The organism is Acinetobacter sp. PFS20, assembly GCF_052261015.1.
Taxonomy (GTDB): Bacteria; Pseudomonadota; Gammaproteobacteria; order Pseudomonadales; family Moraxellaceae; genus Acinetobacter.
Genome location: NZ_JBPVZE010000001.1, coordinates 3,206,948 through 3,231,705 on the forward strand (window position 1 = coordinate 3,206,948; position 24,758 = coordinate 3,231,705).

32 protein-coding genes are annotated in these 24,758 nt (G+C 37.4%); 6 read left to right on the top strand and 26 right to left on the bottom strand.

Annotation, left to right across the window (positions count from 1 at the left end):
- Window positions 1–115: 115 nt before the first annotated feature.
- On the bottom strand, window positions 116–1,279 hold the full coding sequence (locus tag ACS125_RS15065) for an MFS transporter (RefSeq protein ID WP_443273022.1): 1,164 nt from the start codon (window positions 1,277–1,279) through the stop codon (window positions 116–118).
- A gap of 261 nt (window positions 1,280–1,540) precedes the next feature.
- Here ACS125_RS15065 and ACS125_RS15070 point away from each other — a divergent pair, with 261 nt between their 5' ends.
- Window positions 1,541–2,173, top strand: coding sequence for an SOS response-associated peptidase (locus tag ACS125_RS15070; RefSeq protein WP_443273024.1), 633 nt, complete (start codon window positions 1,541–1,543; stop codon window positions 2,171–2,173).
- 49 nt (window positions 2,174–2,222) lie between these two features.
- Here the strand turns inward: ACS125_RS15070 and ACS125_RS15075 are convergent, their stop codons facing one another.
- Window positions 2,223–2,636 carry a hypothetical protein gene (locus ACS125_RS15075; RefSeq protein ID WP_443273026.1) on the bottom strand — a complete coding sequence of 138 codons (414 nt, stop codon included), beginning with the start codon at window positions 2,634–2,636 and terminating at the stop codon, window positions 2,223–2,225.
- A gap of 585 nt (window positions 2,637–3,221) precedes the next feature.
- Here ACS125_RS15075 and ACS125_RS15080 point away from each other — a divergent pair.
- The 3 genes from ACS125_RS15080 to ACS125_RS15090 are packed head-to-tail and all read left to right on the top strand — an operon-like array spanning window position 3,222 to window position 6,210.
- The gene (locus tag ACS125_RS15080) at window positions 3,222–3,716 is read left to right on the top strand and encodes a LexA family protein (RefSeq protein WP_443273028.1); all 495 of its coding nucleotides are present in this window, start codon (window positions 3,222–3,224) and stop codon (window positions 3,714–3,716) included.
- 2 nt (window positions 3,717–3,718) lie between these two features.
- Window positions 3,719–5,017 (top strand): Y-family DNA polymerase, encoded by a 1,299-nt coding sequence (locus ACS125_RS15085; protein WP_443273030.1) that lies wholly within the window; start codon window positions 3,719–3,721, stop codon window positions 5,015–5,017.
- Between the two features lie 38 nt (window positions 5,018–5,055).
- Entirely contained in the window at window positions 5,056–6,210 is a 1,155-nt protein-coding gene (locus ACS125_RS15090) for a hypothetical protein (RefSeq protein WP_443273032.1), read from the top strand.
- Between the two features lie 122 nt (window positions 6,211–6,332).
- Here the strand turns inward: ACS125_RS15090 and ACS125_RS15095 are convergent, their stop codons facing one another.
- The 15 genes from ACS125_RS15095 to ACS125_RS15165 all read right to left on the bottom strand — a co-directional run bounded on the left by ACS125_RS15095 (window position 6,333) and on the right by ACS125_RS15165 (window position 17,500).
- Window positions 6,333–6,878 (bottom strand): glycoside hydrolase family 108 protein, encoded by a 546-nt coding sequence (locus tag ACS125_RS15095; RefSeq protein ID WP_443273034.1) that lies wholly within the window; start codon window positions 6,876–6,878, stop codon window positions 6,333–6,335.
- 41 nt (window positions 6,879–6,919) lie between these two features.
- Complete coding sequence (locus tag ACS125_RS15100; RefSeq protein WP_443273036.1) at window positions 6,920–7,309, bottom strand: hypothetical protein; 390 nt, start codon at window positions 7,307–7,309, stop codon at window positions 6,920–6,922.
- Window positions 7,310–7,385: 76 nt separating this feature from the next.
- A complete protein-coding gene (locus tag ACS125_RS15105) occupies window positions 7,386–7,637 on the bottom strand; it encodes a hypothetical protein (protein WP_443273038.1) in 252 nt (83 codons plus the stop codon).
- Between the two features lie 11 nt (window positions 7,638–7,648).
- Window positions 7,649–9,772 (bottom strand): phage tailspike polysaccharide lyase family protein, encoded by a 2,124-nt coding sequence (locus ACS125_RS15110; RefSeq protein WP_443273040.1) that lies wholly within the window; start codon window positions 9,770–9,772, stop codon window positions 7,649–7,651.
- Window positions 9,773–9,834: 62 nt separating this feature from the next.
- Entirely contained in the window at window positions 9,835–10,443 is a 609-nt protein-coding gene (locus ACS125_RS15115) for a hypothetical protein (protein ID WP_443273042.1), read from the bottom strand.
- Complete coding sequence (locus ACS125_RS15120) at window positions 10,436–11,029, bottom strand: DUF2612 domain-containing protein (RefSeq protein WP_443273044.1); 594 nt, start codon at window positions 11,027–11,029, stop codon at window positions 10,436–10,438. Before ACS125_RS15120 ends, ACS125_RS15115 begins: the two co-directional genes overlap by 8 nt.
- Entirely contained in the window at window positions 11,029–12,213 is a 1,185-nt protein-coding gene (locus ACS125_RS15125) for a baseplate J/gp47 family protein (protein WP_443273046.1), read from the bottom strand. The genes ACS125_RS15120 and ACS125_RS15125 overlap by 1 nt, the downstream gene beginning before the upstream one ends.
- A 2-nt stretch (window positions 12,214–12,215) precedes the next feature.
- Complete coding sequence (locus ACS125_RS15130; protein WP_443273048.1) at window positions 12,216–12,569, bottom strand: hypothetical protein; 354 nt, start codon at window positions 12,567–12,569, stop codon at window positions 12,216–12,218.
- Between the two features lie 34 nt (window positions 12,570–12,603).
- Window positions 12,604–13,266 carry a Gp138 family membrane-puncturing spike protein gene (locus tag ACS125_RS15135; protein WP_443273050.1) on the bottom strand — a complete coding sequence of 221 codons (663 nt, stop codon included), beginning with the start codon at window positions 13,264–13,266 and terminating at the stop codon, window positions 12,604–12,606.
- A 2-nt stretch (window positions 13,267–13,268) separates the two neighbouring features.
- Complete coding sequence (locus ACS125_RS15140) at window positions 13,269–14,228, bottom strand: phage protein (RefSeq protein WP_443273052.1); 960 nt, start codon at window positions 14,226–14,228, stop codon at window positions 13,269–13,271.
- Window positions 14,229–14,522 carry a phage baseplate plug family protein gene (locus ACS125_RS15145; protein ID WP_443273054.1) on the bottom strand — a complete coding sequence of 98 codons (294 nt, stop codon included), beginning with the start codon at window positions 14,520–14,522 and terminating at the stop codon, window positions 14,229–14,231. It lies immediately after the preceding gene.
- 1 nt (window position 14,523) lies between these two features.
- Window positions 14,524–15,117 carry a phage baseplate protein gene (locus ACS125_RS15150; RefSeq protein ID WP_443273056.1) on the bottom strand — a complete coding sequence of 198 codons (594 nt, stop codon included), beginning with the start codon at window positions 15,115–15,117 and terminating at the stop codon, window positions 14,524–14,526.
- Between the two features lie 60 nt (window positions 15,118–15,177).
- Window positions 15,178–15,900 (bottom strand): HNH endonuclease, encoded by a 723-nt coding sequence (locus ACS125_RS15155; protein WP_443273058.1) that lies wholly within the window; start codon window positions 15,898–15,900, stop codon window positions 15,178–15,180.
- 3 nt (window positions 15,901–15,903) lie between these two features.
- Window positions 15,904–17,133 carry an AAA family ATPase gene (locus tag ACS125_RS15160; protein ID WP_443273060.1) on the bottom strand — a complete coding sequence of 410 codons (1,230 nt, stop codon included), beginning with the start codon at window positions 17,131–17,133 and terminating at the stop codon, window positions 15,904–15,906.
- Window positions 17,111–17,500 carry a hypothetical protein gene (locus ACS125_RS15165; protein ID WP_443273062.1) on the bottom strand — a complete coding sequence of 130 codons (390 nt, stop codon included), beginning with the start codon at window positions 17,498–17,500 and terminating at the stop codon, window positions 17,111–17,113. The genes ACS125_RS15160 and ACS125_RS15165 overlap by 23 nt, the downstream gene beginning before the upstream one ends.
- Window positions 17,501–17,557: 57 nt before the next feature.
- Between ACS125_RS15165 and ACS125_RS15170 the strand changes: the two genes are divergently transcribed.
- Entirely contained in the window at window positions 17,558–17,908 is a 351-nt protein-coding gene (locus ACS125_RS15170) for a lysozyme inhibitor LprI family protein (RefSeq protein ID WP_443273064.1), read from the top strand.
- Window positions 17,909–17,945: 37 nt separating this feature from the next.
- The gene (locus tag ACS125_RS15175) at window positions 17,946–18,302 is read left to right on the top strand and encodes a lysozyme inhibitor LprI family protein (RefSeq protein WP_443273066.1); all 357 of its coding nucleotides are present in this window, start codon (window positions 17,946–17,948) and stop codon (window positions 18,300–18,302) included.
- On the opposite strand, the gene ACS125_RS15180 is transcribed toward ACS125_RS15175, so the two are convergent.
- The 9 genes from ACS125_RS15180 to ACS125_RS15220 are packed head-to-tail and all read right to left on the bottom strand — an operon-like array spanning window position 18,299 to window position 24,758.
- Complete coding sequence (locus ACS125_RS15180; RefSeq protein ID WP_443273068.1) at window positions 18,299–20,323, bottom strand: hypothetical protein; 2,025 nt, start codon at window positions 20,321–20,323, stop codon at window positions 18,299–18,301. The two genes, ACS125_RS15175 and ACS125_RS15180, sit on opposite strands and share 4 nt — an antisense overlap.
- 7 nt (window positions 20,324–20,330) lie before the next feature.
- Complete coding sequence (locus ACS125_RS15185) at window positions 20,331–20,522, bottom strand: DUF6889 family protein (RefSeq protein WP_405210344.1); 192 nt, start codon at window positions 20,520–20,522, stop codon at window positions 20,331–20,333.
- Window positions 20,519–20,983, bottom strand: a complete 465-nt coding sequence (locus ACS125_RS15190; RefSeq protein WP_443273070.1) for a phage tail assembly chaperone — start codon at window positions 20,981–20,983, stop codon at window positions 20,519–20,521. The genes ACS125_RS15185 and ACS125_RS15190 overlap by 4 nt, the downstream gene beginning before the upstream one ends.
- Window positions 20,983–21,426, bottom strand: a complete 444-nt coding sequence (locus ACS125_RS15195; protein WP_016802833.1) for a phage structural protein — start codon at window positions 21,424–21,426, stop codon at window positions 20,983–20,985. The genes ACS125_RS15190 and ACS125_RS15195 overlap by 1 nt, the downstream gene beginning before the upstream one ends.
- A gap of 15 nt (window positions 21,427–21,441) precedes the next feature.
- Window positions 21,442–22,917, bottom strand: coding sequence for a DUF3383 domain-containing protein (locus ACS125_RS15200; protein ID WP_443273072.1), 1,476 nt, complete (start codon window positions 22,915–22,917; stop codon window positions 21,442–21,444).
- Entirely contained in the window at window positions 22,914–23,459 is a 546-nt protein-coding gene (locus ACS125_RS15205) for a phage neck terminator protein (RefSeq protein WP_443273074.1), read from the bottom strand. The genes ACS125_RS15200 and ACS125_RS15205 overlap by 4 nt, the downstream gene beginning before the upstream one ends.
- A gap of 3 nt (window positions 23,460–23,462) precedes the next feature.
- Complete coding sequence (locus ACS125_RS15210) at window positions 23,463–23,831, bottom strand: hypothetical protein (protein WP_443273076.1); 369 nt, start codon at window positions 23,829–23,831, stop codon at window positions 23,463–23,465.
- Window positions 23,818–24,378 (bottom strand): hypothetical protein, encoded by a 561-nt coding sequence (locus tag ACS125_RS15215; protein WP_443273078.1) that lies wholly within the window; start codon window positions 24,376–24,378, stop codon window positions 23,818–23,820. The genes ACS125_RS15210 and ACS125_RS15215 overlap by 14 nt, the downstream gene beginning before the upstream one ends.
- Window positions 24,375–24,758 carry a DUF4054 domain-containing protein gene (locus tag ACS125_RS15220; RefSeq protein ID WP_443273080.1) on the bottom strand — a complete coding sequence of 128 codons (384 nt, stop codon included), beginning with the start codon at window positions 24,756–24,758 and terminating at the stop codon, window positions 24,375–24,377. The genes ACS125_RS15215 and ACS125_RS15220 overlap by 4 nt, the downstream gene beginning before the upstream one ends.

Genomic DNA, 24,758 nt, shown 5'->3' on the forward strand with positions numbered 1-24,758 from the left:
ATAACCATATAAAAACAATATTTTTCAACTGTAACGTGCCACAACAAGTCATCAAACAATTTAATATTTACTTGCTTTTTTCAATATAAACTCTTTGTTTTAAATTATCTCAAGCTTAAGCAGCTGAAGAATCGACTTGTTTCGGAAGCCACATTACAAAGCACAAACCTAACAGTACAACCACGCTGGCACACATAAAAATGAGTTCACCAGAAAGAATTTTCCAGAAATGCCCAGCCAGCACACTACCAAAAGCTACACCGAGTCCCCACATGGTACTGTAAAGAGCTTGTCCACGCCCTTGCTGTCCAGCAGAGAAGTTTTGAAAAATAACTCTCATTGCAATTAAGTGAAATAAACCAAAACTAAAAGCGTGCAAACATTGTGCAAAAAGCTGACCAACAAAGTAATGTGAAAATAGTGCAACAAGCATCCAACGTATGCTCGTCACTAGCAAACACACAACGACTAAACTGCGCCACGAAAAACGTTGAAAAATCTTTGAGGCAATTGAAAACATAAAAATTTCAGCAAAAACCCCCATTGCCCATAAAAATCCAATTTCAGTCGTACTGAAATTCAAAGATTTTAGAAAGTTACTATAAAAACTATAAAAAGGTGCATGTGAAAAAAGTAAAATAAATTCAATTGTGAAAAATGCAGCTACTGTCGGGCGCTTTAGTACAGGAAGTAAAGACTCTAACTTTTTCTGTGAGGTAGGTGCACCATCTGGTTCTCGAATGGTAAAAGACCAAATAAATGCCAATGAAGCAATAATTAATAATAAAATTGGAAGCATCGAAATAGGTACTATTTCCAGAAGCGCACCAATAACAAAAACACCGACAATAAATCCAATAGATCCCCACTTACGAATTTTGCCATAAAGTTTAGCTTTTTGATCACCCAACCAAAATAAAGTAACCCCTTCAAATTGAGCTAAAATAGCATTTTGGAAGAAGCTAAAAATAAGCATGAGTAAAGCTATGGATTGAAACGTATTTGGCACTATAAAAATAGCCAACCATATACATGATTCCATCCAAGTTGCTAGCCGCACTAACAGCATTCGCTTACCAGATTTGTCGGCAACCCATCCCCATACTAAAGGCGCAAAAAAACGAGTTACAATCGCAATTGATGATAAGACACCTATTTCTTGATAATTAAACCCTTGATCTTGAAGATATAAATTCCAATAAGGCATGAACGTACCAACAATGGAATAGTAAAAAAAGTAGAATCCTGATAGTTTGGTTGTGATTGTTAAGGGTTGCATTGGTTTGCTTTATCTTGCATTTTCAAATGGTTATACATAATTAAGGTTGCATCCGCTTGTACTGATATGTCGCATATTGCATTTCATTAGTCTACAAATCAGTCTACAAATTAAATTTTCAAATAAACTAAGAAAATTTGTAGACTGGCTGTTTTCTGTGCGGAAATCACACAGCAACTTACTGAAAGTCGCAATTCTATCATTTTGAATAAATCAAATTTGATTTATTGTTAACTAAAATAATAAACATGGAATTGTGTAATGTGCTCAAACTACGAACCAATCGCAAAAGATAGAATTCATCTGTTGGATCTATTTGAGCCAACATTTGAATATAAAGATCACATTTACCCAAATTATGAAGCCCCTCTCTTATTCTCAAAAAAAGAGCAAATGGAATGGCGCTTAGCAAGATTTGGATTGGTAGCACCTTGGGTAGAAGATTTAAAGAAAGTTAGGAATACATACAATGCCAGAACTGAGACTGTGGCAACTAAACCAAGTTTTAGGAATGCATGGAAGAGAAATCAGTTTTGCTTAATACCGGCTGATGTAATCTTTGAGCCAAAGTATATAAATGATAAGCCAGAATGGTGGGGAATTTATCGCAAAGATGAAATGCCTTTTACAATTGCTGGGATTTATGAGTATGCAGAGTTAAATGGTGAAGCAATCAGATCAATGAGCATGCTCACAATCAATTCTGATCATCACCCTTTCATGAAGCAATTTCACGCACCCAATGATGAAAAGCGCTCAATTATTGTTATTCCACCAGATTTACGGGATGACTGGCTGCATTGTAAACATGAAGAAGCTAGTGAGTTTTTTCTTGATATACCAGCCGATGAGTTCACAGCTCAACCAAAAAACAAATTAAAATATACTGACTAAATACTTATAAAAAAATAACTGCCATTTTCGACAGTTATTTTAAATATTATTAATCATCATTATCAAATAACTGTTGAATTATTATTGCGACTAATGAAAATATTATAGTTATTCCGAATTTACCATAATTTTTCCCATACCACCTTTGTTCATTTTCTTCATTACTAACACTTCTCTCTCTAATCCCTAGCCAATCCAACCAATCATAACTTATTGGTTTTAATGAATAAAAACCCAAAATAGGATAAAAACAGAAACTTAATAAAATACCAAAAAATAGATAAAACCAGATTTTTGGATATCCCATATCATCGTAAAATTTGTATAAAAAATAACAGCATAGTGTCCACATCACTAATAAAAATAAAGTATAAAAGGCTGTTTTTAAATCAAATCCAAACTTTATACTAAAATAAAAAATTATTGCTGCTGTAATGACTAATAAATATGAAAAAATTCTCATTAAAATAAATTCCATGTAAGAATTAAAATATACAAATCAATACTACCCAACTTTTTTATAATGATAAAACCACGCATTTGTAACTAAATATTTCGTAATAAAATCCCATTTTTTCAAACATTATCGGTCTATACACGAAAGACTAATCTGTCTAGAATTATAATAATTATTATCTACAAAAAAATATAATAGATTATAAATATTATTATATAATTCCATTTTATTTTAAATAAAATTTAATAAAAACAAGGTATTAAAAATAAAAATAAAATTATTTGTTGACTATTTTATTAATATTTAGTGTTACAATAATTAAAATTTCAAAATGCTTTAAAGAAAAAACTTATTAATAAAAAATGCACTATATACCGCATATTAACAATAGTATTTTTTATAATAATTTTTTTAGTGATACAAAAGCTAAATAATTTTCAATTTTATATGTTCACTTTCTGACCAACGGTATGATCTACGACGTCAAGTTTTGACTTCCCTTTGTTTATCCACAATTTTTTTAATTTGAATTTAAAGCAAGCTCTAGCATATCATTTGATTTTGTAACGAAATCAAATTAAGGGGAATGCTATGAGCGATATTGTACCGTCCATCATTGAGATAAAGCACTATCTCAATCAACCGATTGTTTTAGCTGATCTTATCTCAATTAAGCTCGTAATCCCCTCGACTCAAATGTTAATCCCCTATGCATTAGAAAAAATCAATGCAGGCTTCCCCTCCCCAGCTCAGGACTACATTGATAAAGCGCTGGATCTGAATGAGCACTTAATAAAAAATGAAACTGCAACATTCATTGTCAAAGTCGCATCACTCTCAATGCTCAACGCTGGCATCGACATTGATGACGAGCTCATTGTCGATCGTAGCTTAGATGCTAAACACGGCGATATTGTCGTGGCACTAATTGATAATGATTTTACGGTTAAGCGCTTAATGATTGAAGAGTCTAGAAAATGGCTCAAAGCCGAAAATCCAGAATATAAAAATATCTATCTACAAGAAGGCCAAGAACTACTTATCTGGGGCGTTGTCACCTGTATCATCAAAATGATAAGAAATTAGTCATGAAACATGAGAACAAAGTCTTCTTTCTCATCGATGTAAATAACATGTACGTTTCATGTGAGAGAGTCTTTGACCCAAGTTTGAACAATAAACCTGTGATTGTGCTCAGTAACAACGATGGGTGCGCCGTGGCACGCAGCAATGAGTCGAAATCCCTAAATATAAAAATGGGTGTGCCGTTATTCCAAATTAAAGATATTGTTCAGCAACATAACGTAATCGTACTTTCAAGCAACTATGCAATGTATGCAGAAATGTCGAGGCGTTTTCATAAGATTCTGAGTTCGTACGTAACTGATGAAGAAGTTGAACCATACTCAATCGATGAATGCTTCGTTGACTTCTCTGCTTATGAAAAAAACTTTGATTTAGAAAAAGTCGGTCAGCAAATGCGACAACAAATATGGAAATGGCTTGGTTTACCAGTTTGCGTCGGTATCGGTAGAAGCAAAACAGAATCGAAGATTGCTAATCACATTGCTAAAAAGAATGCTGGCTTTAACAGTGTGTGCGATCTCGTAAATATGGATCCGTGCAACAAAGAATATTACTTCGCGCATATTGATGTAAGTGAGGTCTGGGGGGTTGGCCGTAAACACTCAAAGAAATTGCAATCAATAGGCATTAATACTGTTTTAGATCTGGCCTGTGCAGAACCTCGAGAGATGCAGAAAATGTTTTCAATTGTGATGGCAAGAACCATTTACGAATTGCAAGGCATCTCATGCATTGAGATCGAGCACACTCCTCCGTCAAAAAAGCAGATTGTTGCCTCTAGGTCTTTCAGTGGTCGCGTTACTGAATTAACGGATCTAAAAGAAGCTATCTCGATGTATGCGCAAGATGCTTGTAAGAGATTGCGTGATGAAGGTCTACTATGCGGTTGTATGATTGCTTTTGTACAGTCAAACCCTTTTGATCCAAATGTGCCGTTTTACAATAAATCTATTACAGGCTCTTTTTCAGAACCGACTGACTGCGCTGTAGATTTTGTTAGAGCGGCAACAAGGATGTTGAATGATATCTACAAAGCAGGTATTAAATATAAAAAATGCGGAGTTGTGCTGACAGGTCTTGAGCCAAAATCTGGCCATACATATGACCTCTTAACTGACTTTGCACACATAGAGAAAAAGGAATGTTTAATGCAGGCTATGGATAGTATCCATAGTAAGTTTGGAAAGAAAAAAATTAGTGTCGGACCTTGTTTTGTTCCTAGTCGAAACTGGTCGATGTCGAGAGATAAATTGAGTAGAAATCCATTTCGGTGGGATGAGTTATTGACTATTGAAAAATAAATGTTTTTAATCAGATTAAATAATCAAGACTAAATAAAATGGACTCTAGAGCAGAAATAAAAGCATCATTATCTTCAATTGAATTTCACTTAGATGAAGTTAAGATATTTGACTATTTTGTATCGAAAGGAATCATAACAGATAGACCTTATGATGCAGCACTAAAATTTCGTGAATTTAAAACTCAATTTGAAAAATATAGTATCTTCTTTGATGAAGATTTATTAAATATATTAAATCTCAAATTAAAAGAAGCTATGAGTCCTTTAATCACTTTAGATATAAGGGATTTTTGGTTTCACGACACCACTTTAGATAAATTAAATAAAACAATTGATTATTTAGAAAAACTACCAAATTTAAAACTAGAAAAATTTAATTTTAGCCCTGAGATAACAATTAACGACTTAAAAAATTTATTGTCCGATATAAGTGAAAAAATTAATATCGTTGATGACTTAGATCTCACAAATTTTTTAAAAAAAATTCCCTCAGAAAATTTAGAAGAATGTGCACGGAATTTAATTCAAGTGCATAATACTCTTTATGCTAGTTCCACCCAAGACCCTGACATAATTAATGATTGTTATCAATACTTTAAAGAATTAAAGAAAAATATTGAATTGGAACAATTAAATGAAAAAATTTCAACAGCTCAAGATAAATTAATTGAGGTAAGAGCTGAAACAGGTAAAAATAGCAATAAAAAATTGGGGGAAATATTTAAAACTGAGTCTGAAGCATTAAAATGTATGATTCGTATATATACTGTTGTTATCATTTCTACTTTTCTAACACTTATTTGTTTTTTAATCTATTTTATCTATAATTCTGCCGTATTAGATAAATATAAATTTCCTAGTGATAACCACTTTTATTATTTTTATATTTCCTTAATACTAATCATAACCGGCTTCCTTACCTTTATAATTAAGGAAAGGACTCGATTAGTAAACCATGCTCACTACTGTAAAATTTCTTATTTAGAAATACATGCCCTTTCAGATTATTGTTCTGAATTAGAAGAAAAAAGTAAAATTGATGAATTGAAAATTAAATTAGCAGATAGGTATTTTAGGGGACCAAACCCAATTGGTGAAGTTCCTTCAGATATAAACAATGTTAGTTTAATTACTTCTAAGTTATCTGAGATTTCTAAAGCTGTTCAAGAAGTGAAATCAGCAATTAAGTAAAATAAATTCTCAATATGGTTTGTTTTAAAGAAATTAAAAATCAAATTTATAGTGAAATATCAATATTAATGGTATGAGATGGAGCATCTTATTTTTCAAGATGCTCCACAAAACAAGAATAGTCAAAACGAAATCCGGTTCGCAATCCAGCCATAGAAAAACTGTTTTTGCGAAGGATTGCGTTCACAGATTTCAATGTAACGTTGGCCTTGCATGATATTAAGAACTCGCACCAACACTTTCTCCCCATCTTTACCACGCTTGGCCAAATAAGTTTTAAGTGCATTTAATGTCGCTGGGCCATAAATCCCATCTACTGATAGATCTGGCCATCCTGCTTTGCCTTGGTTGTTGAGCAAATTCAAAGCACGTTGTAAAAGTGGCTTTGCAAAGCCGGTACCACAGTTAACACCTGTATCTAAGAGCTCTTCAGCTACTGCTGAGCTGATTGTATTCACTTGATCAAAACGCGGAGCTGTCCAGTATTGTTTGCGATAAATTGACTTGGCCACTTCAAGAGGTAAGTCTTTCATGTTGCCCTTAAAACCGTTAGTACGTGCTACTGCCTCAGTAATACCGTATTTGGTTGCCCCCCCTCGATCTGCTGGATTATTTACATACCCACCTTCACGCTTAATCAAATCATTAAGATATTGTTCAATATTCATTTCAATTTCCTTTAGATGTAAAAAACCGCCCGAAGGCGGCATTAACTGTTTTCTATGTCTTTTTTGGCTTTCTTTACTTCTTGGATAACTTCGATAATGGTCTTACCTTCCTGTTTATCAATGAAGTTAAAGATCCATCGGACTAGAGCCCATCCGGGCAATCCACAAACAAAGAAAAATCCACCTAATGCAGTCATTCCCCATATATCTGTAACCCACTCATGAAGCCCCCACTTCACAATTATGAATGAGCCACCCGCCAAACTCGATACAACCGTACAAATCATACCAACAGCCCACTCTCTAGGTGAACGTGGCATCCGTGTCATCATCACAACCATTGCAACCAGTGCGATTGCAAGTGTAATCATAATTGCTGTCCCATAAAATTTTAAAAGTGCTGTTAAACCGCTTGTGGAAACTGGTTCCATTAATAATCTCTCCAGAGTTTAGATAATAAAAAAGCCCTAGCTTTTAGGCTTAAGGCTTAAGTTGTTCAATTAAAATTTATTGTGAAGTACCTATCTCGAATGCTTCTTCTTCGGAATCTGCGAAACCTATAATTTCACGTTCATACTCTGGTGCTTGCAACCCTTCCCAACGAAGTACATTATTAGCTTCGTCATAAAGATAATTTTCTTCGCCAACAAGAAGCCCATCCAAACATTTATAGATAATAAATGCTCTTCCTTCCTGCTCATCCTTTAATTTTCCAATATAAATTGGAAAGCCCGCTGTTTTATATGATGTGTAGTACATCTGATTCTCCATTATGTTAGGTGACGACCAATTGCGGTTACATCAATAACTACACCAGCACTTGCAAATGATTGTGCAGCGAAGCCAAATAGTGTTGCTGATGATGAGGTAGGATTTAAAACTTTAATTGAAGCGCATGCATTATCAAGCGAAGTGGCAATGATAGTTGGCACCCCAACAAATGATTTAGGATAAGTCCAAGTGATATCTGTCGACTTATAACCTCCTGCATAGGTGGTATTGATCGGAACAGTAACATTAATGCGTTGGCGACAAATCATAGAACCATCAGACTGCTTAATCCACGAACCGTTATTATTAACCGTGTCAGTACCTGATTGGCTAAATACACTTTTAGCCACATTAGGCAAAACAACATCACCTTGCAGCAAGACTACTGTTTCGCTTAACTGAGTTTTTGGGCGAGTAATTTGAATAAATACAGGCTTTATTGCAGATGTACCTGTGGTATAGCTAATTAATCGATTGAATGTTGAAACATCGCCATTAATAGCAAAACCATCTAAAACATACTTACATGGCTGGTTAGTATTAAGAATTGACATAAGCCCAATAAGTGAAGCATTAGCTTCAACTATCGGATCTACTATAGAAAAAGTAGCTGGCTTACTTAATTTTTCAAGAAATGTAGATGTTTGCCACATCATCAATGTTGTGGCAATGCCCGTGGAAAGAAAAGTATCTCCAAAACTTCCAATATCACCACCAATAACCTCTGTTAAATGAATAGGCGATCGAATCTCACCTGCAGGAGATGTAATCCGATTTCCAATCGATTTACAGCTGTCACCTGCTAAAGAAACTCGGCCTTTAATCTCACAGTTTTTATAATAACAAGCGATTGCATTCCCGTGAAAATCAGCAGCATGTAAAGTTGTGGTAGGATCATTTTCAATTACGATTTTTTCAAAGTAAATTCTGCGACATGGTACCGCCATATCATTATTGTCACCTCCCACTGCAGTACCATGTCGCCCGCCGTACGCATAATCAGCTTCAATGAGAATATCTTGGCTATTACTGACAAGAATGCCGTAATCTGTTCCTGTGCCCGATACACCTTTCTTAATGTATCTACCACCCTTCACATGACAATCAAAGCAACGATCGATATAAAATGCATTTTGTGAACCAACATTATTTTGCAGATTATTTGCATTAAAATTAAAGGAGCTTTTTACAGCAAGACTTACTTTTACTGCACTAATTCCATTACCAGTAAAGGTTATTCCATTAATTTCAAGGGTTATCGGTTCAATTTTCCATACCTTATCCTCAACACCACTTGGATAGCTAGATTCAAGTTGTGCTTTCAAAGTTATGATATTGTCTAAAACCGACTCAACCTCTCTTATTTCCCCATCATAATAATAGCTTCGATGTGTCGACAATGAAGACACGCGACTATTGTGAATAGCGATCAAGTCATTTTGGTTTAAAGAGACATTCTGATTGAGTGTAATCGTTTTGCTATTTTTCGAAGCTACTGCTGAAATATACCCAATTTGTGTTTTTGTACCTGCGAAAGTTATATAGTTGCCATCACTAATAAATTCGCAATTTCCGTTGAAAATGAGCTTTTGATTGGGAGCAGTGAAAGTAATATTTCTGGTGTGTCGATATTTGCTATCAGAAAAATCATTAAATGTTGCAGCATTGGCAATCATATAATTTCGGCATGATTCAACAGCATTTGAATCATCAGCAACCCCATCACCGATTGCGCCCCACATCTTAGGATTTACATAGTTAATAATTGTCAGGTTTAGATTATTTTGCGAATCGTTAAACTGCTTTTGGGTACCACCTGCGTAAGCTACTAAATCAGCAGTCCAACCATTTGCCCCTGCACCAGCAGCTGCGGCAGCTTCAATAGCTTCATTAAAAGCAGAAGTTCGCTCTTCAATTTTCTGATCAAGAAAGGTTAGAGTTTCAATAGCTTCATCTAGAGTAATTTGTCCATCTTCAGCAATTTTATTAAGTTGAGCTAATACTTCATCAACTGTTGTTTCATCAACTTTTAACTCAAGCAAAGAAAGTACTTTTCGTAAAATAGCTAGAATATCTGCTGAATTATTAACGTTTGCTAATACCGCATTCCAGTTTGTTGCCATATCAGAAGTCTCCACGCAACAAAAAACCGCCGGAAGGCGGTTAGTAAAATTAATAAATAAGGTTAGTAAAGGACTACTACTGTACAAAGCTGAGGTGTATACGGACCTTGAGTGTTATCCCCGCCATAAGCCCCCATAAGGCGGAACTTAGTTTTAGTACGAACAAAATCGGCACGCTCCTGAAGGCTTACCGCATCCGAATTGTTGCTGGATCCTGTACAAAGTATCCCAAAGTCAGTATCTGGTGCAGCAGTAGAGAGCGTAAATTCAATTTGACCTCCACCAATATTTGAAACGGAGGAAAAACCAGAGTTCTTGACGATTTGATAAGACGAACCATTGAGGCGAATTACAGCGATTGCTTTAACGCCAAGTGCAGCTTCAAAAGTAGTATCGATACTTATATTTTGTGAACCATCAAATGTACTTTCTCCTTTTACTACGCCTGTAAAAGTAATTTTTCTAGCGGTTTTTAATTTATCTGCAGAAACAGCAGATGCATCTTTATCCAATTTATCATCAATGATTTCATTGATTTTCTTGGTAAGAGAATTGAATAACCAATTGAACCACTGACGAGCAGGTTTTTGATTAGATGGAAATCCACTTAATAAAGTTAGTCCATCGGTATTTTTCGGCCCGTTCCGGCTAAATTCTTCTAACTTATCCATCAATTAATTCATCCGAAAAAATTAACTCAACTCCGCTTGGTAAAGGAAACAACAAGCGAACTAGTTCTTTATCTATGGGTTGAAAAGTTGCAAGAAATTCAAAGGTTACTGTCATGTCTCTATTGTCCTTTAGCTTAAAAGGTACATCAGTTAATAACTTGCAAATTTCAAATGCGTCATCCAGGGTGCAATCACAATTGTTAAGTAGGATCTTAGCTTTAACTACATTGGGTAACTTTTGAGGTGAGATAGTTTCACCTCGGAAACTATTCATGCCTGATTCACGGAAAAAACCACCAATTTCAGAATTATCAGTCTCGCCAAATGTTAATGATTCAGGTTGATCAGAGAACCCAAAGAAAGGCAGCGGGACCGTGTTTGGAACGACTGTAGGTGCTCCTACCCACTCGGCCAATATTGTTAGCTGGTCACCTGATGCTGTATCTAAATCAAATTTTTCATGAAGTGTTTTAAGAGCATTCATACAATCAAGTATTGGCTCCATTGACACTTGTACTGTGTTCTTAAACTTGGGTTTAGTTCTGTGTTGGTTGATAATTAAATTTAGGTAATCCTCTGTCTGCATCAAGCACCTCCGGTTACACTAATTTCAATATCATCAGAATCACAAAAAGCGACTTCATTAAATGCCAATGTGTAATCACCTATTATTGGGGATCCATTAATAATTAATTGAATGCTGTCTAGTTCATATGTTCTTGCCTCTAAAGCACCATACAAACCAGCTGGCACATAAAGCTTATTAAGACTTATTCGGTCGCCAATATCGAGTTGGTTTACATAATCAGCGATCGCAAATTTGATCTGTTCGCCAATATCAACTGTGTAATCTGTTGTTGTTCTTAAATCTAACTTCAAACCAACTACTACTTGATTTGGACGCCAGTATTCAATTGATACAGGATCACCATAAACCGTTGGACGAATCACAGTTGTATTTCCATATAGATCACAACCGGGTGCCTTCTTTACTCGAATCGTCTCAGCAATCAGTTGATCATCACCACCAGCTACCACAACGGCTAAAGAATTTGGCGGCAAGCCCAGTGGGTCTACGAAAGGCTTTTTATTTTCATATACCTTGCATCGGCTTACGCCATCAAGGCTAAAAAGCGCTCCTAAAATCCCCTCCGTGTATGACCGTGAAGGAATAGCTGTTGATAATGCTTGCCGTTGACGTAATTTAGTATTGCTTTCGACTGGTGCACCAAGAGTAGAAGCCTGAGGATTATTAACTGAGTGCCAACCACGCATAGGCTTAGAAATGGTTGTAACTGAGTATGGTAAAGCTAAAATCGCACCAGGCTTTTCAGCTGTAGCCGTAGTAACTATTTCGCCTGCAGATGGAATAATAATTTGAGCCGGCAATAACCAACGATTATTATTTTTGTCGCTCACAATACCATTATTAATAATTGTGCCAGCAACACCGACTAACACCACTGAAACACTTGATTGTGTAGCCACTGCACGACGAATACCGTTAATTTTTACATTCCGGGATAGCGCATCAGTATCGGCTGTACTCGGCGACATGGAGTTATAAGCATTAATAACTTCAGCATTACAGTCAGCAATTGCACGTGCGATAACACCAATCCACTGACCGTCTTGACTATCATTTTCCAAATAAACATCTTGGCCATAAATCTCTCGGTACTTTTCCTTGAGATACTCAACTACTTCACTATAAGTTGCCGCTGTAGCACCATACTGATTAATTACAGGGGCTATGCTAGTTAATGCCATCTTTAAATCTCCCCTTGTAAATTGGCTGAACCGTAAATTGTGGTGATACTCGATTGAATGGATAACTTACGTGTATCGCCATCAAATTGACTATTAAATGAATCAATTCTGAGTACACCTGGTGTGCCTAAAATGCGCTGGCGAATCATGAGCTCAAATAGGTGGTCGGTAAATTTTCCTAAAACGTCTGTTGTCCACCCCGTACCATCTGAGGTATCAGCAAACCATTCACTCACCCAAAACTTAAGACGCGTCATAACTGCCTGCGCTACACCCTCAGGTGTATTTATATGGAAATTATTTTGACCTTGGCCAAAGCTATAATCCCCATCTTCATCTAGCTTTCTATAGCGCATAAAAAAAGCCGCCTTTCAGCGACCCCTCATTCTTTTATGGTTTCGGTGGACCAGACTCACCATTACCCGGCTGTACTTTCGTATGGCCATGTGTTGAGCCTACATCCACATTATTGTTTTTAAGCGAACCTAGGACACCTAAACCGTCTTTCATTTCTACAGGACAATTAAAAGAAGCCTTAGTGCCAAAAAACTCCAACTCTCCAGCATCATTAATCCGGATCTTGGCATTACCGGCATCATTTCTTAATTCTGCTGCATCGGTGGCCACATTCTTTAAACGTTTAGGTTGAGATTGTGGCGCAAAGGTAGCAAAGCCATCAGATAGGTCATGTTTACGGTTTTCAAAAGGTGGTTGAATACCACCGTTTTGCCACCAAAGATCTATGCAGCGTGAAGAAAAATGAACCAGACACTCATCACCCTGCTTAACTGGAAATGTAAGTGCAAAACCACCAGCTTTAGGCCAACATACAGGTACATCGGGAATTTTTGTTATTTCCTCATGTTTCATAGAACCATCTTCCAGCATTACTGGAATTTTGATTGCAGATGTAACTGATACTGTTTGCTTGTCACTGTCATATTCTTCAACAATACAAGGTAGATTGGTCCAAAGTACTGCCAAGGCCGATTTAATCGCGTCATTGACCGTATTAAGCAAATGAGGCGATCTTTCGTTATTACTTAAAGCCATAATTAATCCACCGCCGTAATTGTGATACCAGATTTAGGAACTACTGCACCTTGTCCAATGGCAACAAGACTTGTATACCAATCATCACCGCGCGTATCTCCGTAATGCTCAACTGCCTTAATGATATAAATACCGTTTATGCCGCCAGCCGTTTTAAGATCTTTTTGAGCCTGATCTTGACCTTGTGTCTGGTAATCAATATCAAATGCCTGAGTTTGAATGCTTGTAGTATCAACATGAATCCGCCCACCACGCCGCAACTGAGGATTAAGCAAACAATTGACCATTAGCCCCTCAGTGGTGAGCTGAGGCATTCCAATCATTCCCGAATTTGCATCCATTTCATAAACAGAATCTAACAAGTAACTACTGATACCAACCATGAATAAATATTCATCGTCAATGAAGTACTCGGTGTTTGTGTCTTTGCAAAACTGGCGGATCTGATCGTCTAATGAACCAAACATGACTTTGCCACGAACATATTTCTGATCACTAAGCTGTGGCAGTTCACCAGTATCCACCCCATTCGCTTGATACTCTTTTGCGAGCTCATTCTTGACTTGATCGACTGATGTACCCGCTGCAATGGTTTTATTAACCAATGCATAGTTTTTAGCTTTATCACCAGACTGAGCCAGAATGCATAAAAAGGTATCTGTCGGGCTTTCACGTCCACGGCGATATTGGAATGTTGAACCTTTAAAAATTGTGGCCAACTCATCACCATAGCCGGCTTCAAAAGTTACCATGGCTCCAACATTTGAATTGTTCTCACCGGCAAGCCGATTCATAGTATCGACCGACAAGTTATAGATATAAAACTCTGCTGCCTTAGGAGTTTCGGCAGTAGGTTGATTAATACGAAAAACAATCCGCATTTCTGATAAATCTAATGCCTCTGGCTCCCCATATTTAAGCTGGACGGTTAGCCGGCAATTTCGCTTCCATTGTTCAGTCATTTAAGGATCCTGCCAAAAAAGCTTTATGTTGGTACCTAAATCATTAAATGTTTGGCTCTCATCTTCATTGAGGTTTTGAACGTACATAGAACCGTTCATTACATGACTAAACGGGCTTAAAATATCGATACCTGATACTAAGGGAATACCTAAGGCAACAGGATCAGAATTAGTTTGAAAAATATCTAGGTACCATCGTTTTCGATAAACAAGTTTGAGCTGGTAATTCACCTTGTTCAGTTTGATAAAAAACTTTTGATTGCGATCGAGCAAAGGGATTTCATACAAAGCCATATTAAAGCCCTACCGTATAAGCACCGCCAACCTGCCCCAAACCAGTGATTTGAGACAACATAGACTGTTCAACTTGTTTAGGCTGTTTAGATCCCGAGTCAACCACATCAGAGGTAACTTCTGGATTCTTCTGATCAGCAATCGATACCAATGTTTCTTTTGTCGAAACAATAAAAACCTTCTTAAAAACAATATCGATCATCAATGCATTTTCTGAAGTCTCATCTGTGACATTCTTTAAAGACTTGATGAGCATGTCTGTATAGAGGCGCTTTCCTGTTGAGATGATGAGCCGCTTGCCTTGTAATGCCTGCAAGCCTTGGTAAATCCCTAAAAGAGACAAATCAGAACCGATAAACGTATTACCAATAAGGCCGTTCATTCTCCCAGCACTTTCAGACCAACCAATTTTCATAGTGACTTCTGGTGGTGCTTTATAGCAGTGATCAGATATCGGTGAGCCCTTTTCTACTGGATGCTCGGTAATAACGAGCTCATCAGAATGATTTTCCTCAATTACCACATCAGCAAATAAACCCATAATGGAACGGTGACCACCTAACAAGAGTGAGCCAACTGTTTCAGTGATAGCCATACTTTTCTCCGGGCATTAAAAAACCCACAAGAATGTGGGTAATAAAATTAATCAAAAACTTTAAGAACGTGGATCAAGCTTTAACAAAAGTGATTTTTTGTGTAAATCCTCTAAATCATCATCCCATACCCCATTATTTATTAGACAAGTTTTAATTGTCAGATAATGACGGTTCGAATGTAAAGTTGAGGTCAAAAAAGCTGAATATGCCTTATTTGATTGACACGATTGCAGAAGGAAAGTTAAAGAATCTTTTGTCGAATCAATATCTGATAAATTATTAACTATTAATTCCAGTTGCCTATTAATTTCATTGCAAGCTAAAAACCTAGGATAAATAACACGTTCATCATCATTCAAATAAAGTTTTTTAATTGTCATTTTTCCCTTTTCATCTTTTGCATAAAGTCTAAATGCTTCATGGCTAAGGTGATTTCTAGGGTCATCCTCATATGGATTAACAATTGGGTGAGTGATTACGTCTAAAGTCCATTTCTTTCTATTGCATCGTGCACACGAAGGTAATAAGTTTTCCCAGTTGACTACATCGTCAGGATAAGTGTCTTTATCTTTAAAATGCTCTACTTGCATATAGGAATCTTTAATCTGAAGTTCACACTCACAGTATGCACATTTATTAAAACTACTCTTTAATAGCCCGTCTCCAATTTTGTCATGCTTCCAAACAGTTGATTTTGGATTTTTCTTAAATTGAGTAGTTAATTGGGAAACTTTTTCATCCGTTAAAAATAGTGGTCTATCACCACGGTTCAATTTAATCATGGATTACTCTCCAAGACTATCTAACTGAATCTTAAAAACAGGACGTAGCGGGTAATTGGGATGTAAAAGTTTATCTAACTCTTTATATGCTTCTAATGCTTTTTCTTTATCCTTTTTATCTAAGGCATTATCAAATCTTTTTTTTACATCATTATATTTTTTTGTCCTTAAATCGGGCATCCCCATAATATCTTCTAAAATTTCTTCGATAGTCCACCCTAAATAACCAAATTCTTGATCAACTAAGTCTCTTTGTTTAACATCATTTCCATCTCTTTCTAGAGCAATAACTTCACCTTTTAATGCAGTTTGAATTACATGAGGGCTATGTGTTGTTAGAATAAACTGGGCATTAGGGAAGGATTTTTTTAAAACCTTACAAATTTCACCCTGCCACTCCGGATGAAGGTGTAATTCAATTTCATCTATAACAATTATTCCATCAAATTCACTTGCATTTATTGGTAACTCTTTAAACCTGTATTCTAACTCTTTAATAATCCCCCAAATTATGCAAATAATAGATTTAAAACCAGAGGATAAATACTCATAAATAATTATTCCATTTGGAGTATTTATTAAAATCTCCATACTTTTGGAATCAACTGCATGAAAAGTATATTTTTTATTTAGAAAAGAAAAACAATCTGTTGCTAATTTATAATTATGAATTTCCTCAGGTGTTAACTCATCAGGTTTGTATGATCTAAGATTTTGAAATATAAACCAATTTTTAGTTTCCTGACTATCAATACCTGAAATAGATTTGTGAGATGCCTGTCGATCATTTATCTCCTCACCTTTGCCAAGATGAGATAAGTAAGTATAAGTAAATTCTCTATTTGTCTTTAAAAAAAGAAACTTTTTTGCTTGTCGCATAAGTCCTTGTAAATATGTAGATTCATGTGGTTTATATACATCAACTTTAAATAAATTTTCATAAATATTTTCTTCATCAATTTCGATTTTATATTTTATCTCTCCTGAATCAGCATTTACATTTCGCTTTAAAAATGTACTCGATGACTCAACAAAAATATGGGCAATAGAATCAATAATAGTTGTTTTTCCAATTCCATTAGGTCCACATATTATATTCATTTGAGGGTCAAAATTATCTAATGTTAATTTTTCAATCCCCCCAATATTTACAATTTCAAGTTTTTGAATTTTCATAAATATCATACCTTTTTTAAATAACTTCTTGATTTTAACGCGTTCTATAGCAAGCATCCATCTTACCATTTAGTTGCTTATAGCAAAGCCAAGCATCTTCTTTGTAAGCTTTAAGCTCTTTCTTCGTTTTCTTGTCCCGGTAGTACTCTTTAGCTTCCAATAATTCATCGGAGTCGCCACCCATAGCTATCGATCGTTCTTCACTATCAGGATTCATGGTTGATTCTTCAATTAAGTATTCCTTGTCTCCAATTGAAAGAACTGTGTACATTCCACCAGCACCTCCCCCAGAGGAGACGATGCAACCTTTAGAAATATTCTTCCCATCTACTACAAAGCACTTTCCGATACGATCCGGGTTTTCATGTGCGATTGCTGAGGCTGAAATTAAAATAGAACATATTAAACAAATAATAGTTTTCATGGAAAATAATCCGTTTCTTATTTAAGATTAATTAACTTTTAAAAACTGATTATATCCATGAAAAGATTACTTTTAATAACATTAACTTCATTATTTAGTATTAGTGTTTTTGCCGATTGCTCAAAGACTAAAACATCATTTGAAGCACAGAAATGCTTAAATCAAGAAGTTAAAGCATTAAAAACCCAACTCAATGCAACCTATAAAAAAGCGTATGAGATAACTTCAGCAAAAGAAGAGTTAGATAGTGCTCAAAAACAATGGTTAAGCTTTAAAGAAAAACAATGCGGTGATTTTGTTGTTGCAGACACTCAAGGAAGCCCAGCAACAGTTGAATATGATTTAACTTGCCAATCTATTCTTTATAAACAACGCATTGCATTCTTAAAAGAATTGTTTAACCAATAAGTTCAATCCGCTCACCTATCTATCTTGGACTAAATCAATGAATAAACTACTTTCGCTAATATTCACTTCAACGATGAGTATGAGCGTTCTAGCAAACTGTGAGATTTACTTTAATGACCCTACTGATGTAGCGAAATGTTATGAAGATGAATCATATGCAAAAGTTACTTCTAATCTTAAAAAATTAAAAGAAATTTCCAAGGAACAGTTAACTTACAATCCTAATGTCATAAATGATTTGAATAAATCACAAAAAGCATGGTTACTTTACCGTGACAGCTATTGCACAACATATAGCTTCTATCACGGGGAAAGAAACGCACATGCGAACTGTATCGTCCAGTTAAATAATGATCGTGCAAAACAGCTAAAAATAGATATTGATGCCAATTAACCAATTAAACTCTTAGTGTTGCGAGCCATTAGAATCATCGTATTTTCTTGCTGTTTTTTTACAGCGTTAGCAGATTCTATTGGCTCTCTTGCTCCATTGATTACCATATCTGTTTTATAGCTTTGATATATTACTACTGATTTAGCAGACATATTTGAAGAATTATTAACTTGTGCTTTGTCTGGATTGCCATTAGGTGGACCAAAATTATTAATCTTAGTCTCACCATTATTAATGATCTTTTCACCAACATTTGCTGAGTTAAAATGCTTGTTAAACCGGCCTTTTTGATATTGAACAAACTGTACAGGAGTTTGACCTTTAATAGGCGTATTTACTCTTATTGCTTCAAGAGTTTTAGCAGACACCTTATTAGAACCCTTTAATGCGGGAATAATTCCCGGTCCAATATTATGGAGTAGATAAAGATTCTCCCCCGTAACTGCCAATCCATTTTTAGTAAGAATATCTGCATTCTGTTTAGCCAAAAGACCTGTTGCTAAAGTATTAATATGCTTGTCATAACGAGGATCGTTTTTAGTCCGAAATCGTTTGCCAATTTTAGTCATACCAATTTCTTTTCCTTCGGCAGTTTTTGCCAAACCATCCCAAGTCGATTGAATAAACTGTCCAGTACCGATTGCTCCAGTAGGTGACATTTTCCCAGTCCAACCATCCTCCATTTTAACGAAGCCACGTAAAACCCTCTCATCAAGACCATACTTTGTAGCAGCCTCATGAATGTATCGATCAACATCTTTACCAAAGCTAAAACCATAACTCTTAGAAACGCTTTTCTTAATAGTACTTACGGTTGACTTAGCTACATTCGCAACTACTGCTGCACCCGTTTTAGCAGCTTGAGTAGCTGCCTCGGCTGTCTCTTTCGCGGTAACTGCTGGATCATCAATTGCCTTAGTAACAAACTCTACAGTTTTATCTTTTAGGTTTTTGATTAGCTCGGCTAATTCTTTAATACGTTTAATAGCGGTCTCTATGCCGCCTTCCCACTTAGACCAATCGATAAGGCTTTCACCACCATTTTTCCAAGTTTGGTAGTCATCCCACAAAGCAGCAATTGCAGCAGCTAAAGCCAAGACAATACCTATTGGTGATGCTAAGAAGGCTAAACGTAAAGACTTGATCAGGAATAAAAGGCCTTTAAGCATTGGTAACACTGAGGCTAATTTAGCGATCGTGCCAATAAAGCCACCAAAGATAATCGCGAGTAAAGCAAACTTTAGACCCGTGGCCAGAATTGCTTTAAACCTTGGATCTAGTTCAGCGAACCAAGCAATAGCGCTTCGTAAGAAATTGTTGATCATCTTAAGAATCGGAATTAGTGCTTGCCCTGCGGTCATTACAACAACTTCAGTAATTGCCTTAGTCGTCATCGTAATGTCACGGAACTGGACCATGAACTCTGTACCAGATTTAGTTAGGTCATCAGTTAAACCAACGTCTTGCCGTAACTTCTGGTACTTCTCCATGTTGCTAATGAACTTATCATCACGCATGGCCATAAGAGTATTTTCATCAATACCCAAAGAACTTGCATAAGCATTGGCTTGGTAGTAATCCATACCTTTCATTGTTTTAGAAAGGTCTTTCATGACCTCCACACGATCACGTAACTGGCCATTACCGTCACGGGTAGCAACGCCCATTCCTGTAAGCATGCCTTCATAACCAGGTGAATTACGCATCTTCTGCGCTACATTCTCAAGCGACTGTAAAGCATTTTGAGCATTACCACCCATTTGAGAAATAGCATCACCATACGCACGGATGTTTGAAGCAGATGCGCCTATACGTTGAGATGAGTAATACAGCTTATCTAATTCACTAGCTGTCTTAGCTACAGCAACAACGGCACCGGTTGCAAGAAGCAATAATGTTTTATGCAGTAATTTAGCTTTGAGCTCTACCCCTTTAAGGGCATCACCCATTTTTCTAGCGCCTTCGTTATCTGTAGAAAAACCTAAGGACACTAAGAAATCACGAATAACTGTATCACTCATGTCTATCTCAACTTTTTTTCTGTTCGTTATATTGCTCGAGTAAAAGCTGGTTATCTGCCTGCACATCTAATGCATCATTCATCAATGCAATATCGGCCAGATCTACTGTTCCATCTTTTAAGGACTCAAAACGACAAAGACCACGAATCACAGGCCGTAAAAGCCAGTCCTCGTGGTCTGGTAAATGCTTAAATTTTATGTGGGCTGTTTCTTGCTCAATGCCTTCGTAAGCAGCCCTTGAATAAAATTTCCCAAGTTAATACGAATCGCTGCAATTGTTAGCGGAAGGATGTGCTCGATACCCAAGTCGTCAAACATCAATGCATCTTTAACTACTAATCTTGCACCATCGCGTGTAACGACTGATAAGCACTTTTTCATAACGTAGTTAGCATCTTCTTCAGGCATCTCTGCAAATGCATCGATAAAAGGCTGAATTGCCGCGCCAAAACTATTTAGGTCAAAATCTTCTAAAGCGCTTAGATCTGGGTTATCTGGATCATCACCGAATTTATCCAATAGGTCCATAATGTTGCTTTTCAGAATTTCAGTCATGAAAGGAACAATCGTAGGAACAATTGGTGCAATTTTGCGAGATACGTGAAATTGATCAAAAGCATCCAATCGGCCAATTTCGTAATTATGATTACCAATTTGCATTAGTCATAAGCTCCTAACTTCTGGTCAATCTTGATTGCATCAAAAGCCCACTCATTAAAGTCACCGACTGACTTATAAGCTAAATCCGCATGTTTCTTAAAAGCACATTTTGTGGCGGTAGCGTTGTCACCAGATCCGGTATGGTTCAATGTGATTGTGTTCTTACCCCACTTCTTAGTGCTTGAACGCTGGATGTGGTAAAGATTGGATAGCTTGGCATTAACCGGAGATGTTTTTAATAATCGTACAGTCACAGTACCAGACTTATTAGCACTTAATGAATGCATCCCTTCACCGTCTGCGCCAATAGTCATTTGGTTAGCATCAGCAGCCATAGCAATGGTAATACCTTCATCTGCCACGCCAGCACCATAACCTAGGTCAATTACCCCATCATCACTGGCGAGCGTGCATTGAGTATCCATAAATGAATATGTAGACATATTTTCTTGTCCTTGTTAGCGATTTACTGAGACAAGCACATCAGAGAAATGTGTTGCACCAGCCAATTTGATTGCGATCTGGAAAACTGGAGATTTACGAGCCTCACGCTCTGATTGAGCTTGATCATCCAGACTATTGGCAAACACGTAATATCCTTTTGGAAGGTAGTCACCAGTTTCTAGAGCCCCAAAAGAATCACCATTCCATTGACCAGGACCAATAAGACCATTAGTTACAGCTTGTTCTAATGCTCGTTCAAGCACCGTACATTGGCGATTTACGCCACTCTCCAGCTGCGGAACTTTAGTTGGTGTGGTGTAAAAAAGATTCCACAGTGCCGTTTCTAAATGGTTTTGCAACCAATCAAGACCATGACGCTCATCAATGAATGAGCCATCACACATAACGCCTTCTTGCAAAATGGCTGTGTCGTTGTTGTATCCAGCAAAGACATTACAGTTTTTAGCGTTTAAAGCTTTTGCTTGAGAGACTTGTAAGTCTTCAGCTTCTACACCCGGTAGCTGTTTAAACTTCAATGTAATGGTTGTGTTTGTGCCATTAAAGTTGACGCTAAATGCTCGTCCAAACACCGAAGCGGCTGCATGAGGGGTATCACCTGAAAAGATCGTGAATACTCGGCCATTGTTCGCTTTGCTGAGCTTATATGCCAGATCAGTTGTGCTGGTACTATCCAAAGCCAAAGCGTTCGTGATTGTCTGGCCATATATACGAGGTGGATTTGCAGCAAGAATAAAATCTCCCACTGCCTCAACATCAGCGTCCGAAATTGGCTCAGCGATATCTAATCCATACCATTTAAGGGATTTATCCGCCAAATGTGTAATTGCATCCATCAAAGGTTCAGATGCATAACCATTGACTGGTACCGAAGCATGACCAACTGTTAAGCCCATTAGAGAAGAAACATCAGTGCCAGTTGCATTTGCTATCGCATATGAAATGGTTGAAGTGGTACCAGTTGTTAATGATGTAATTTCAAAGCGGTTATATACATCATTCCACGTTACAGAAGCGGTACCGAGCTTTGTGGTTAATGCCGAAGCCACACCATTTAAATTAGTCACAGCTGATAGATTTAATGCAGTGACAATTTTTTCAACACCATCAATGGTGATTTTCATCGAACCATCAGAAATAGCAGTAAAGTTCGCAATATCTCGCTGAGCTGTAGATAACACAGCACCTTTTAAAACTGCTGAACTAGCCGATTTAACCCAACGGCCAATGTATAAAACTCGAGGTTTTGGCACTTGCCCAAAGTATTTTTGAGCAGCTTTGTATTCTGGCGCATCAGTGCCAAAATCTAATGATACTGGCGTTGGATCTGAATATTCACGTAAACGCTCAACTGGATCTACTACGCCATCGGTAGCCCCCAATACAAGCAAAGAGCCAAAGCTACGCGGCCCTGCTGCTAAAGCCGCCAAACTAATGGAGACATTAACAACATCAGAGGTGGACAATGTCATGGATTACTCCTAGGAAATTCTATAGGTCCAGCATCTACAAATGACTTAACAGCAAACGTGCGGAATGTTTTCCGCTTGAATACCGCGGTTAGGTCATATCGATGTACATACTGATTATTGAGAAAGTCAGGCGCGGTGATGATCTCACCAACCTTGATAAATTTGATTTTTTGCGCTTTGAGCTGCGCAATGTTTTGCGGAATTGCTAGACCATCCTTAAGGACGTTTGCGATCGACTGGCCGTGGTCACCATAGAACGATAAAAATAGCGTCAATTCTTCATGTCGAATCGAATCCATTGATTCGTCTTTCTGGTCGAAGTAAGGCCCATCATCGGGAATTATTGACTTAACAGCGAAGGCACACCAATCCTCACCAATTTCAGGAAATGGCGGCGGATCCTTCTGGAAGCGTGGACGTACCATTGCACCAGGTAAAGTAGTAATCCCGACAATGAAAGCTTGAAAGATGTCCTCAAGTGCTTGGTCATAAGCAGATCCGCCACTAGGGGTGATATATCCCCCAGAAGCAGAGTCACCCATGATTTACCCCAGCGGCTTGAGCTCGCAAATTGCTTTTATGAAACCTTGCCCGTAGTGCAAATTGTCCAGCACTTGAGAAACAATGTAGGTCTTACCCTTCCATACAATCTCATCAGCTTTGGTGTTTTTATCACCGGCAATTAAAGCAAATTGCGTGTGAATGTTGATTGCACCCTTAATCAAGGTGCCATCTGCACGGCGGTCCATCTTGATACCGTTGTTAGTTGTAACTACGCCATTAAATGGTGTTGAGATGGTCGTCTCTTGCGGCCGTCCATTATTTCCTACGATGACTTCTGTACGCTTGCAAATAATGCCCGTGTACATAAAGTCAGGATCTAAGAGAACATCTGAGACATCAAGTTGAGGCACGTTTAATCTCCTTGTCCTTTTTCATAATGATGTAAGTTACCGACTTTCTGAGCTCACCTGTATCGATCAACGGCCGAACAAGACCAGACTCAGCAGATCCCGATTCAAGCTGCTTAAGATACTTCTTAGCGCCTTTACGTCCACGCCGTGATCGAGCACGGATAGTGGCTAGAGATAAGGGGGCAAATTCACCATTGACGAAATATGCGCGAACCGAATTCATTGCAATCATTCCAGCAGATTCAAGCAACATAATCATTCTTTGACTATTGCCGGCTAAACCAGCATCAACGGCTTTAACCAGTTTATCGCCTACCTTTTCTTGCACTTCCTCAACACCTGGCACAAGGAAAGGCCGTTCAGGAATATTCATGGCTGGTGAGCCATTTTCCTGAAGGTAGCCAATTTGAGCATTAGTGAGGCCATCACCATCAGTTCTGGCTTCACCGTGAGGAATGCCAACTAACACATCCATTTGCGACAATTCAGTGAAAGCTTGAAAGATATCCGCTAGCCCCTTGCCAGATGATTTAACACCGCTGCTCATAGCTGAATACCTCCAGCGCCCACTATCCTTATCAACATGAAGAATTGAATGCCGTAACTAGTCTGGTTCCAATAACCTGCATCAGGATAGAGAATCCCCGAAACATCCATTGATTTAGATACACCATCTACAGCCTTAGCAGTTTCATTCCCTACAACCTTGCCAGCCGCTCCAACTGAAGCTAATGCAGCGTTACGGGCAAATAAAGCCAAGTAGTGAGCAACAAAAAAGGTCAAGCCTTCATCGTAGAAATCAACCCAACGATCTTCAGGCAAGAGCTTTTTTCCCAATTTCAAATAAAAATTGAATTGGCTAGACGGATACCGACCAGTATCCGCAAACTCCGGCATGTTCTGCCGAAAGGTTGATTCATCCAACAT

Excerpts from the sequence above, each read along its gene's own strand:
- ACS125_RS15065 (WP_443273022.1), bottom strand. The coding sequence starts at position 1,279 with ATGCAACCCTTAACAATCACAACCAAACTATCAGGATTCTACTTTTTT.
- ACS125_RS15070 (WP_443273024.1), top strand. The coding sequence starts at position 1,541 with ATGTGCTCAAACTACGAACCAATCGCAAAAGATAGAATTCATCTGTTG.
- ACS125_RS15075 (WP_443273026.1), bottom strand. The coding sequence starts at position 2,636 with ATGAGAATTTTTTCATATTTATTAGTCATTACAGCAGCAATAATTTTT.
- ACS125_RS15080 (WP_443273028.1), top strand. The coding sequence starts at position 3,222 with ATGAGCGATATTGTACCGTCCATCATTGAGATAAAGCACTATCTCAAT.
- ACS125_RS15085 (WP_443273030.1), top strand. The coding sequence starts at position 3,719 with ATGAAACATGAGAACAAAGTCTTCTTTCTCATCGATGTAAATAACATG.
- ACS125_RS15090 (WP_443273032.1), top strand. The coding sequence starts at position 5,056 with ATGGACTCTAGAGCAGAAATAAAAGCATCATTATCTTCAATTGAATTT.
- ACS125_RS15095 (WP_443273034.1), bottom strand. The coding sequence starts at position 6,878 with ATGAATATTGAACAATATCTTAATGATTTGATTAAGCGTGAAGGTGGG.
- ACS125_RS15100 (WP_443273036.1), bottom strand. The coding sequence starts at position 7,309 with ATGGAACCAGTTTCCACAAGCGGTTTAACAGCACTTTTAAAATTTTAT.
- ACS125_RS15105 (WP_443273038.1), bottom strand. The coding sequence starts at position 7,637 with ATGTACTACACATCATATAAAACAGCGGGCTTTCCAATTTATATTGGA.
- ACS125_RS15110 (WP_443273040.1), bottom strand. The coding sequence starts at position 9,772 with ATGGCAACAAACTGGAATGCGGTATTAGCAAACGTTAATAATTCAGCA.
- ACS125_RS15115 (WP_443273042.1), bottom strand. The coding sequence starts at position 10,443 with ATGGATAAGTTAGAAGAATTTAGCCGGAACGGGCCGAAAAATACCGAT.
- ACS125_RS15120 (WP_443273044.1), bottom strand. The coding sequence starts at position 11,029 with ATGCAGACAGAGGATTACCTAAATTTAATTATCAACCAACACAGAACT.
- ACS125_RS15125 (WP_443273046.1), bottom strand. The coding sequence starts at position 12,213 with ATGGCATTAACTAGCATAGCCCCTGTAATTAATCAGTATGGTGCTACA.
- ACS125_RS15130 (WP_443273048.1), bottom strand. The coding sequence starts at position 12,569 with ATGCGCTATAGAAAGCTAGATGAAGATGGGGATTATAGCTTTGGCCAA.
- ACS125_RS15135 (WP_443273050.1), bottom strand. The coding sequence starts at position 13,266 with ATGGCTTTAAGTAATAACGAAAGATCGCCTCATTTGCTTAATACGGTC.
- ACS125_RS15140 (WP_443273052.1), bottom strand. The coding sequence starts at position 14,228 with ATGACTGAACAATGGAAGCGAAATTGCCGGCTAACCGTCCAGCTTAAA.
- ACS125_RS15145 (WP_443273054.1), bottom strand. The coding sequence starts at position 14,522 with ATGGCTTTGTATGAAATCCCTTTGCTCGATCGCAATCAAAAGTTTTTT.
- ACS125_RS15150 (WP_443273056.1), bottom strand. The coding sequence starts at position 15,117 with ATGGCTATCACTGAAACAGTTGGCTCACTCTTGTTAGGTGGTCACCGT.
- ACS125_RS15155 (WP_443273058.1), bottom strand. The coding sequence starts at position 15,900 with ATGATTAAATTGAACCGTGGTGATAGACCACTATTTTTAACGGATGAA.
- ACS125_RS15160 (WP_443273060.1), bottom strand. The coding sequence starts at position 17,133 with ATGCTTGCTATAGAACGCGTTAAAATCAAGAAGTTATTTAAAAAAGGT.
- ACS125_RS15165 (WP_443273062.1), bottom strand. The coding sequence starts at position 17,500 with ATGAAAACTATTATTTGTTTAATATGTTCTATTTTAATTTCAGCCTCA.
- ACS125_RS15170 (WP_443273064.1), top strand. The coding sequence starts at position 17,558 with ATGAAAAGATTACTTTTAATAACATTAACTTCATTATTTAGTATTAGT.
- ACS125_RS15175 (WP_443273066.1), top strand. The coding sequence starts at position 17,946 with ATGAATAAACTACTTTCGCTAATATTCACTTCAACGATGAGTATGAGC.
- ACS125_RS15180 (WP_443273068.1), bottom strand. The coding sequence starts at position 20,323 with ATGAGTGATACAGTTATTCGTGATTTCTTAGTGTCCTTAGGTTTTTCT.
- ACS125_RS15190 (WP_443273070.1), bottom strand. The coding sequence starts at position 20,983 with ATGCAAATTGGTAATCATAATTACGAAATTGGCCGATTGGATGCTTTT.
- ACS125_RS15195 (WP_016802833.1), bottom strand. The coding sequence starts at position 21,426 with ATGTCTACATATTCATTTATGGATACTCAATGCACGCTCGCCAGTGAT.
- ACS125_RS15200 (WP_443273072.1), bottom strand. The coding sequence starts at position 22,917 with ATGACATTGTCCACCTCTGATGTTGTTAATGTCTCCATTAGTTTGGCG.
- ACS125_RS15205 (WP_443273074.1), bottom strand. The coding sequence starts at position 23,459 with ATGGGTGACTCTGCTTCTGGGGGATATATCACCCCTAGTGGCGGATCT.
- ACS125_RS15215 (WP_443273078.1), bottom strand. The coding sequence starts at position 24,378 with ATGAGCAGCGGTGTTAAATCATCTGGCAAGGGGCTAGCGGATATCTTT.
- ACS125_RS15220 (WP_443273080.1), bottom strand. The coding sequence starts at position 24,758 with ATGTTGGATGAATCAACCTTTCGGCAGAACATGCCGGAGTTTGCGGAT.